The sequence below is a fragment of the Streptomyces sp. NPDC058741 genome, assembly GCF_042746715.1.
GTDB lineage: Bacteria > Actinomycetota > Actinomycetes > Streptomycetales > Streptomycetaceae > Streptomyces.
Window position 1 is genome coordinate 1 of sequence record NZ_JBHYQH010000085.1, and the last position, 9,369, is coordinate 9,369.

General features: G+C 72.4%; 7 protein-coding genes. 5 read left to right on the plus strand and 2 right to left on the minus strand.

Going from position 1 to position 9,369, the window contains the following annotated elements:
- Nucleotides 1-251: 251 nt before the first annotated feature.
- Nucleotides 252-899 carry a GPP34 family phosphoprotein gene (locus ACFW6P_RS31755; RefSeq protein ID WP_386425729.1) on the minus strand — a complete coding sequence of 216 codons (648 nt, stop codon included), beginning with the start codon at nt 897-899 and terminating at the stop codon, nt 252-254.
- Between the two features lie 292 nt (nt 900-1,191).
- Between ACFW6P_RS31755 and ACFW6P_RS31760 the strand changes: the two genes are divergently transcribed.
- The 4 genes from ACFW6P_RS31760 to ACFW6P_RS31775 all read left to right on the plus strand — a co-directional run bounded on the left by ACFW6P_RS31760 (nt 1,192) and on the right by ACFW6P_RS31775 (nt 7,541).
- Entirely contained in the window at nt 1,192-2,817 is a 1,626-nt protein-coding gene (locus ACFW6P_RS31760) for an ABC-F family ATP-binding cassette domain-containing protein (RefSeq protein WP_386425733.1), read from the plus strand.
- Between the two features lie 10 nt (nt 2,818-2,827).
- Nucleotides 2,828-5,107 (plus strand): ATP-binding cassette domain-containing protein, encoded by a 2,280-nt coding sequence (locus ACFW6P_RS31765; protein ID WP_386359538.1) that lies wholly within the window; start codon nt 2,828-2,830, stop codon nt 5,105-5,107.
- 489 nt (nt 5,108-5,596) lie between these two features.
- Nucleotides 5,597-6,373 (plus strand): dimethylargininase, encoded by a 777-nt coding sequence (gene ddaH, locus ACFW6P_RS31770; RefSeq protein WP_386425735.1) that lies wholly within the window; start codon nt 5,597-5,599, stop codon nt 6,371-6,373.
- Between the two features lie 190 nt (nt 6,374-6,563).
- A complete protein-coding gene (locus ACFW6P_RS31775; RefSeq protein WP_386359536.1) occupies nt 6,564-7,541 on the plus strand; it encodes an acyl-ACP desaturase in 978 nt (325 codons plus the stop codon).
- A gap of 155 nt (nt 7,542-7,696) precedes the next feature.
- Here the strand turns inward: ACFW6P_RS31775 and ACFW6P_RS31780 are convergent, their stop codons facing one another.
- The gene (locus ACFW6P_RS31780) at nt 7,697-7,942 is read right to left on the minus strand and encodes a WhiB family transcriptional regulator (protein ID WP_386359535.1); all 246 of its coding nucleotides are present in this window, start codon (nt 7,940-7,942) and stop codon (nt 7,697-7,699) included.
- 560 nt (nt 7,943-8,502) lie between these two features.
- On the opposite strand from ACFW6P_RS31780, the gene ACFW6P_RS31785 reads away from it, so the two are divergent.
- Complete coding sequence (locus ACFW6P_RS31785; RefSeq protein WP_386359534.1) at nt 8,503-9,339, plus strand: DUF4397 domain-containing protein; 837 nt, start codon at nt 8,503-8,505, stop codon at nt 9,337-9,339.
- Nucleotides 9,340-9,369 lie beyond the last annotated feature (30 nt).

A 9,369-nucleotide genomic window follows, 5' to 3' on the forward strand; every position in this document is an offset into this window, starting at 1 on the left:
CGACGCGGGCGCGGCGGCGACGTGGCCGACCGGGCGGGTGAGGACGCGTCGCCGGGCTCGGCTGCCGCCCCCAGCCGCTCTCGACGTCCGCGCCCACGGCGACGGTCACGACGCAGACGACGCGGGCCCGGCGGCGACCATGCGGACCCCGGCGCAGACATCGCGGGCCCCGGCGGGCGAGGGCCGCGTCGCGCCCCGCCCGCGCACCGCCCGTTCCCCGTCCGACGCTCCCGGACGGGACGTCGACGCGGTCAGGACGAGACCGGTGCCGGGGTCCCGGCGACCACCGCCCTCCGCACCTCCGAGACGATCCCCCGCAGCGCGGGGGACGCCGCCCCGGCGTGCCCGGTCAGCTCCTCGACGCGCCGCTCCGGGGCGACGGCTGCGCCGAACAGCTCCGCCGCGGCGGCCAGGGCGGCGACGGCCGCGTCCCGCTCGGAGAGCTCGGTGACCGGAACGGTCCCCGTGAGGACCTGCCTCACCTCCCGCCGCAGCACCTGAGCGGCGGCGGTTCGCTCCAGCGCGTACTCCACGGACGGGAACACGCCGAGGACCCGAATCTTCTCCGCCCGCAGCCAGCCCTCGGCCACCATCTGTTCCCGCACCGCGTCCAGAGTCACCCGTGCCCGCAGCGTCACCCACCTCCGCCAGAAGTGCGGACGCGACTCGTGGATCAGCTCCAGCAGCCCGTCCAGGACCGCGTCACCGGTACGGGAGTCCATGTCGACCGGGGTGGCGATGCCGTCCTCGTCGATGAGCAGCCCGCGCCGCGCCAGGTCGACGAGGGCACCGGCCCGCACCAGACCGGGCAGCTGGGCGGTGTCGTCGACCGCCGGCCGCGCGGTGTCCCAGGCCAGCAGACAGAGCCGGGCCGGCAGCGAGAGCGGGCCGTGGAGCACGGTGCCTCCCAGGGCGCGAGAGCGAAGCGGTGCTAATCCGTTGACAGGCCCCGGGCCCCCTCGTACGGTGTACAACGGTTCTGTTGCCGTCGATTGGAGAAGGACGTTGCTCGTCTGAGGTCCTGAGACACCGCGTCACCCACATGTGCTGGGTGCGCTGCGTGCGACCTCGGCGTCCGAGCCGTCCTCCGGTGCAGGGCTCTTCTCACACCCGTGGAGCCTCCTCCCTGGTCGCAGGTGTCTCGACACGCGTTTGCCCCTGACTGCTCCGAGCAACCGCGAGAGAGGCCCCATGTCCCCTTCCGCCACCGTCACCTCCCTGTCGTTCACCTGGCCCGACGGCACTCCCGTCCTCGAGGACCTGGACGCCGCGTTCGGCCCCGGCCGGACCGGCCTGGTCGGCGCCAACGGATCGGGGAAATCCACCCTTCTGAAGCTCATCGCCGGTGAGCTCGACCCGGCCGACGGCACCGTCCGCGTGTCCGGCGAGGTCGGCCACCTGCCGCAGAACGTCACGCTCGACACCGCCCTGCGGGTCGACGAGGCGCTCGGCATCGCCGCCCGGCGGGCCGCGCTGCACGCCATCGAGGCCGGTGACGCGGCCGAGCGGCACTTCGAGACCGTCGGCGACGACTGGGACGTCGAGGAGCGCGCCCTGGCCACGCTCGGTGAACTCGGCCTCGGCCACATCGGCCTGGACCGCACCGTGGGCGAGGTCTCCGGCGGCGAGTCGGTGCTGCTGCGGCTGGCCGCCCTGCTGCTGCGCCGGCCCGACGTGCTGCTGCTGGACGAGCCGACCAACAACCTCGACCTGTACGCCCGCCGCCGGCTGTACGCGGCCGTCCGGTCCTGGCCGGGCGTGATGGTCGTCGTCAGCCACGACCGGGAACTGCTGGACCTGGTCGATCAGATCGCCGATCTGCGCTCCGGCCGTATCACCTGCTACGGCGGCAACTTCACCGACTACGAGGAGGCACTGGAGATCGAACAGGAGGCGGCCGAGCGCATGGTGCGCGTCGCCGAGGCCGACTTGCGCAAACAGAAGCGCGAACTGGCCGACGCCCAGGTCAAACTGGCCCGCCGCAAGCGGTACGGGCAGAAGATGTGGGACCAGAAGCGCGAACCGAAGATCGTCATGGGGGCGCGCAAGCGCGCGGCGCAGGAGTCCGCGGGCAAGCACCGGATCCTGCACGAGGAGAAGCTCACCGAGGCGCGGGAGCGGCTCGACGAGGCGGCGGAGGCCGTACGGGACGACGACGAGATCCGCGTCGAACTGCCGTACACGGCCGTGCCGCCGGGGCGCGGCGTGCTGACCCTGCGGGACCTCGGGCTGCGCTACGGCGCCCGGGTGACGGGCTGTCTCGACCTGCACGGCCCCGAGCGGGTCGCGCTGATCGGGCGCAACGGCGCGGGCAAGACCACGCTGCTGCGCACGATCACCGGGGACCTCGCGCCGGAGTCGGGCGAGGTGACGGCGCACGTCCCGCTGCGGTTCCTGCCGCAGCGGCTGGACGTCCTCGACGACGGGCTGACGGTCGCGGAGAACGTGGCCCGGTTCGCGCCGCGCGCCACCAACAACCGGATCCGGGCGCGTCTGGCCCGCTTCCTGTTCCGGGGCGCGCGGGCCGACCAGAAGGCGGCGACGCTGTCGGGCGGCGAACGCTTCCGGGCGGCGCTGGCCGCGCTGATGCTGGCGGAGCCCGCGCCGCAGCTGCTCCTGCTGGACGAGCCGACCAACAACCTCGACATGGCCAGCGTGCGGCAGCTGACCACGGCCCTGGAGTCGTACGAGGGGTCGCTGATCGTGGCCAGCCACGACCTGCCGTTCCTGGAGTCGGTCGGCATCACGCGCTGGCTGCTGCTGGAGGAGGGAGAACTGAGGGAAATCACGCCGGAAGCTGTCGGGTATACCGCCTAGCTTCGGCTGCATGCCCGATTTCATCACTCTCACCGGTGCCAGGGAGAACAACCTCAAGGACGTCACCCTCCGCATCCCGAAAGGCCGGCTGACCGTGTTCACCGGCGTCTCGGGGTCGGGGAAGTCGTCCGTCGTCTTCGACACCATCGCGGTGGAGTCGCAGCGCCAGCTGAACGAGACGTATCCGTGGTTCGTCCGCAACCGGCTGCCCAAGTTCGAGCGGCCGCACGCGGACGGCCTGGAGGACCTCACTCCCGCGATCGTCGTCGACCAGCGGCCGGTCGGCGGCCACTCGCGGTCGACGGTCGGCACGATGACGGACGTCTACTCGGTGATCCGCGTGCTGTTCTCCCGGCACGGCACCCCCAGCGCCGGCCCGGCCACGGCGTACTCCTTCAACGACCCGTCGGGCATGTGCCCCGCCTGCGACGGCCTGGGCCGTACGGTGCGGCCGGACTGGGACCGCATCCTCGACCCGGAGCTCTCCCTGGCCGGCGGGGCGGTCCGCTTCCCGCCGTTCGCGGCCGGGACCTGGCAGGGCCAGGCGTACACCAACAGCACCGAGCTCGACCCGGACAAGCCGGTGGGCCGGTTCACCGCCGCCGAGCGGGAGTTCCTGATGCGCGGCCGGGCCGGTGCCACGGTCACCGTCAACGGCAGCGGCGGCACCTGGACCACCGAGTACGAAGGGCTGGCCGACCGCTTCGAACGGCTGTACCTGAAGCGGGACCTGTCGGGCATGAGCCAGAAGACCCGCGACCTGGTCCGCGCCTTCCTGGTGGAGGGCACCTGCCCGGCGTGCCGGGGAGCACGGCTCAACGCGGCGGCGCTCGCGACCCGGATCAACGGGCGCTCCATCGCCGACTGCACCCGGATGCAGGTCACGGACCTGATCGCCGCGCTGAAGGAGATCGACGACCCGGTCGCCGGTCCCGTCGCGGGGGCGGCGGTGGCGGCCCTGGAGCGGATCGAGGCGATCGGCCTCGGTTATCTGAGCCTCGACCGGGAGACGGCGACGCTCAGCGGCGGGGAGGGGCAGCGGCTGAAGACGGTGCGGCACCTCGGCTCCAGCCTGACCGGGATGACGTACATCTTCGACGAGCCGAGCGTCGGACTGCACCCGCGCGACGTCGGCCGCCTCGGCGATCTGCTGCTGCGGCTGCGCGACAAGGGCAACACCGTGCTGGTCGTCGAGCACGACCCGGACGTCATCGCGCTGGCCGACCACGTGGTGGACATGGGGCCCTCGGCCGGGGCCGGGGGCGGCACGGTGGTGTTCGAGGGCACGCCGGGCGGGCTGGCCGCGTCCGGCACGCTCACCGGGCGCTGCCTGCGGCGGCGGACGGCGGTCGAGGAGGAGGTGCGGCGGCCCTCCGGCGAGCTGTGGGTCAAGGGCGCCGACCGGCACAACCTGCGGGACGTGACCGTGCGGTTCCCGGCCGGTGTGCTCACGGCGGTCACCGGGGTCGCGGGGTCGGGCAAGAGCACCCTGGTCGCGGAGTTCGCCGCCGCCCACGAAGAGGCCGTGGTCGTCGACCAGTCGTCCATCGGCATCTCGGGCCGCTCCACCCCGGCGACCTACGTGGGGATCATGGACACGGTCCGCAGGATCTTCGCCCGCGAGACGGGCGCGGAGGCGGGCCTGTTCAGCTTCAACTCCGGCGGCGCCTGTCCCACCTGCGAGGGCCGGGGTCTCATCCACACCGACCTCGCCTTCATGGACCCGGTGACCACGACCTGCCACGACTGCGAGGGGCGGCGCTTCAGGGAGGAGGTGCTGCGGCTGACCGTGCGGGGCCGCTCCATCGCCGACGTCCTGGGGATGACGGCCGAGCAGGCGCAGGACTTCTTCGAGGATCAGGGCGTACGGCGCCGGCTGCGCGCCCTGCGGGACGTCGGGCTGACCTATCTGACGCTCGGCCAGCCCCTGTCCACCCTCTCCGGCGGAGAGCGCCAGCGCATCAAACTGGCGACACGGCTGCACCGCACGGGCGCGGTCTACGTCCTCGACGAACCGACGACCGGGCTGCACATGGCGGACGTGGAGGGGCTGGTCGGCCTGCTGGACCGGCTGGTCGACGCGGGCAACACGGTCGTGGTCGTCGAGCACAACCTGGACGTGGTCGCCCGGGCCGACTGGGTGATCGACCTCGGCCCGGACGGCGGCCGGGCCGGCGGCGAGGTCGTCTTCGAGGGGACGCCCCGGCAGCTGCTGGCGGCGCGGGGGTCGTTCACCGGGGAGCACCTGCGGCGGGCCGTTGGGGGGACGAGGTGGTCGGCCGGGCGGTGAGCGGTGCGCCGGGCCCGGCTGCCGGCGTGTGCCCTCGGGAGGGACCGGAGCGGGAAGCGGTCCGTCGGCTCCGTCGCCGGGTGCGGCCGCGCGGGGGGTGCTCGCGCACTTCCCCGCGCCCCTGACGGCAGGGGCGAGGCCAGGGCCGGCCCGGGGCGCTCCCGGCTGGGCAGGGCCGGCCCGGGGCGGGTCGCCGGGTGCGGCCGCGCGGGGGTGCTCGCGCAGTTCCCCGCGCCCGTGACGGCAGGGCGATGCTGCCCCCGGTGAGGTCGCGGTCGGCTCGGAGTGCTGCCGAGGGCGGTGGAATCTGTTGTTCCGCCGAGTCGGTGCTCCCGGCGTCCGAACCCCGGCGGTCCCCGGCCCGGGGGCTGACTTGTGCCGGTCTCGCCCTGCATGATGGTCGGCCGACGCCCGATGTGTTCCGGTCGATCCCGGTTGCCCGGTCGGCGCGGTGCCGACACCATCCCACCCGAGTACGGAGTCATGCTCGTGCCCAGTCTGAAGGCCCTCGTCCGCCGACCCAGCCCGCGTCTTGCCGAGGGACTGGTGACGCACATCGAACGGGAGGGGATCGACGCGGACCTCGCGGTCGAGCAGTGGGAGGCGTACGTGCGGGCGCTGCGCACCCACGGCTGGGAGACCGTGGAGGTGCAGCCGGCCGACGACTGCCCGGACTCGGTGTTCGTCGAGGACACCGTGGTGATGTACCGGAACGTGGCGCTGATCGCCCGCCCGGGCGCCGACTCGCGGCGGGCGGAGACCGCCGGGGTGGAGGAGGCCGTGGCCGGTCTGGGCTGCTCGGTGAACTGGATCTGGGAGCCGGGCACCCTCGACGGCGGTGACGTACTGAAGATCGGCGACACGGTGTACGTGGGCCGGGGCGGGCGCACCAACGCGGCCGGCGTACAGCAGGTGCGCGCCGCGTTCGAGCCGCTGGGGGCGCGGGTCGTCGCCGTACCGGTGAGCAAGGTGCTGCATCTGAAGTCGGCCGTGACGGCGCTGCCGGACGGGACGGTCGTCGGGCACATCCCGAAGATTCACACGCCGTCGCTGTTCGCCCGTTTCCTGCCGGTGCCGGAGGAGTCCGGGTCGCACGTCGTCCTGCTCGGCGGCGACAGACTTCTCATGGCGGCGAGCGCCCCGAAGACCGCGGAACTGTTCGCGGACCTCGGGTACGAACCGGTCGTCGTGGACATCGGGGAGTTCGAGAAGCTCGAGGGATGTGTGACATGCCTCTCGGTGCGGATGCGGGAGCTGTACGCCTGACCGGGTGAACACACCACCCGACCGGCCCGCGACCTGTGGGTCCGGCCGACCCGGCGCACGGGAGAGCGACCCCGCTGATCAGCGGCCTTCACAGCACCCCTGACCTACGGCCTCGTAACCTACGGCAACGTATCCTACGATGCCGTAGGTTTCCGCTCACCGCTCAGACGTACGTCCCCCTGGAGAGTCCATGACGATCACCACTCCCCACCTCGGCAGCCCCGCCGGCGCTTGGACCGACGCTCACCTGCTGTACGCGCTGGAGGAAGTGGTCGAGAAGGAACTCGACCGGCACCTGAAGGTCGCCAAGGACTGGATGCCGCACGAGTACGTGCCGTGGAGCGACGGACGCAACTTCCCCGGCCTCTTCGAGGACGGCGAGGCCTGGGAGAAGGAGCAGTCCAAGGTCACCGAGATCGGCCGTATCGCGCTCGTGGTCAATCTCCTCACCGAGGACAACCTGCCCAGCTACCACCACGAGATCGCCTCGCTGTTCGGCCGTGACGGCGCCTGGGGCACCTGGGTGCACCGCTGGACCGCGGAGGAGGGCCGGCACGGCATCGTGATGCGGGACTACCTGCTCACCTCGCGCGCCGTGGACCCGGACAAGCTGGAGCAGTTCCGCATGTCCCACATGAGCGAGGGCTTCGAGTCGGACAACCGCCACTCGATGCTGCACTCGGTCGCCTACGTCGCCTTCCAGGAGCTGGCCACCCGGATCTCGCACCGCAACACCGGCCACCAGTCCGGCGACCCGGTCTGCGACCGCATGCTCTCCCGCATCGCGACGGACGAGAACCTGCACATGGTCTTCTACCGGAACCTGCTCAAGGCGGCCTTCGAACTCGCGCCGGACCCCACCATGATGGCGGTCCGCGACGTCGTGGTGAACTTCCGGATGCCCGGGCACGGCATCCCCGGCTTCGAGCGCGCCGCCGCGCAGATGGCCATCGGCGAGGTCTACAACCTGCGCATCCACCACGACGACGTGCTGCAGCCCGTGCTGCGCTTCCTGAGGGTCCTGGAGATCGACGGCCTCGGCCCCGAGGGCCGCAAGGCGCAGGAGGAGCTCGGCCTGTTCATGAGCGGCCTGGACTCGGAGGCCGCCAAGTTCGACGAGAAGCTGGCCGCGCGCAAGGCCCGTATGACGGCCCGCGCGGGCGCCTGACGGCAGTCCGGCCCGGGGCCCGGGCCCCCACGCCTGGCCCGGGCCCCCGCCCCCGCACCCGGCTCGGGGCCCCCGCCCCCACGCGTGGCCCGGACCCCGGCCATTGCGGCTCCCGTTCCCGCCGGGGCGTCACGGTGGAGGCCGCCGCCGTGGGGCTAGCGCGACACCCTGCGCAGCTCCAGTCGCTCCTTCTCGGACAGACCGCCCCAGACGCCGAAGCGCTCGTCGCGGTTCATGGCGTACTCCAGGCACGCCGCACGGATCGGGCACATGCCGCAGATCAGCTTCGCCTCCCGCACCGAACTGCCGGGTTCGGGGAAGAAGAAGTCCGCCCCGGTCTGCGCGCACAACGCTTCTTGCTGCCAGGCGAGTTCGGGCGACGTCATCATGTCGATGTGCATGGCGAGAAGCGTCGCCGTCGGCGAAAAACATTCGATCAACGCCCGATCAACCCGACGTTCACCCACCCCCCGGTCGGCCTCGATGGTGGCCCGCCGGGCGGGCCGGTGCACGGCGGCGCGCAGAGCGAGGGAGATGTCGAGGCCCTCCCGGGGAGAGCGGCGACCCGTGCCGGAAGCCGGTGCGCGGCGGCGCTGACGAGAGACGACGACCCCGAAGCGGACGCGTCACCCGTCGGGACTAATCGGGGTCCCTTGACCCGGTGGCCGGGTGCGTCCGGCCTGCCGCGCCCACTCTTGTTCGTGAACATGGCAAAAGTGGCGGACCGGCACAGGGCGTCCCATGCTGGTTCAGGTGTTGAGGAGCAGGCCGCTCGACGAAGAGTGCCTGTCCGTCCCGCGGCGGGATCGACGTGAGGACCCGTCCGCGGCCGCCGGTCACCGGCCAAGGGGCCGGCCGTCCGTCCACCCGCGGAAATCGCCGCGTGGTGCCTTCGAGGATCCGCTCGTCCCGAAGCCGGACACCAGCGGTGACCGGCCTCCCCCGACGAAGGGAAAGCCCGATGACGACCTCCCCCAGCAAGAAGACCGCCACCGTCGCCGCCGTCGCCTGCGTGTTGTCCCTCACCGTGGCCGCACCCGCTTTCGCGGACGGTACGGCACGGAGCGACGGCAAGGCGACCGTCACCGTCTTTCACGGCGTTCCGGGTCTCACCGTCGACGTGTTCGCCAACGGCAAGCAGTTCGTTCCCAACTTCAAGCCCGGCACCCTGACCGAGCCGCAGTCCCTGGACGCGGGCACCTACGACATCGAGATCTTCCCCGACGGCAAGGGGCCCGACGGTACCCCCGCCATCCGGAAGAGCGTCGACGTCCCGGCCGGGGCGAACGCCACGCTCGCCGCCCACCTCGACACCCAGGGCACCCCCACCCTCACCGCGTTCGTCAACGACACCTCGAAGGTGCCGTCCGGCCAGGCTCGGCTGACGGTCCGTCATGTGGCCGCGGCACCCGCCGTGGACGTCCGAGCGGGCGGCAAGACGATCATCACGGACCTGACCAACCCGAACGAGAAGTCGCTCGTGGTGCCCGCCGGCAAGGTGAGCGCCGACGTGGTCCTGGCCGGGACGAACACCGTGGCCATCGGCCCCGCCGACCTCGATCTCACCGGGAGCGCCGGCACGATCGTCTACGCCTGGGGCAGCGCCGCGGACAAGAACCTGGCGCTGAAGACGCAGACCGTCCCCAGCACGAACTCCACACCGAGCGGAGGAAGCACCGGTGAGAGGGCGGCGATGGCAGCCGGCAACGAGTCCGCCACCGCCTGGCTCGCCTGGGGCGCCGCCGGTGCCGTCGCGGTCGCCGGTCTGCTGACCGCGCGCCGCCGGGCAAGCCGCTGACGGTCGTGCCGTACTCCCCCGGGCGGACGG

What these genes read in the sequence shown, in the direction of transcription:
- ACFW6P_RS31765 (WP_386359538.1), top strand. Translation starts at nt 2,828, where the DNA reads ATGCCCGATTTCATCACTCTCACCGGTGCCAGGGAGAACAACCTCAAG.
- ACFW6P_RS31780 (WP_386359535.1), bottom strand. Translation starts at nt 7,942, where the DNA reads ATGCACATCGACATGATGACGTCGCCCGAACTCGCCTGGCAGCAAGAA.
- ACFW6P_RS31785 (WP_386359534.1), top strand. Translation starts at nt 8,503, where the DNA reads ATGACGACCTCCCCCAGCAAGAAGACCGCCACCGTCGCCGCCGTCGCC.
- ACFW6P_RS31775 (WP_386359536.1), top strand. Translation starts at nt 6,564, where the DNA reads ATGACGATCACCACTCCCCACCTCGGCAGCCCCGCCGGCGCTTGGACC.
- ACFW6P_RS31760 (WP_386425733.1), top strand. Translation starts at nt 1,192, where the DNA reads ATGTCCCCTTCCGCCACCGTCACCTCCCTGTCGTTCACCTGGCCCGAC.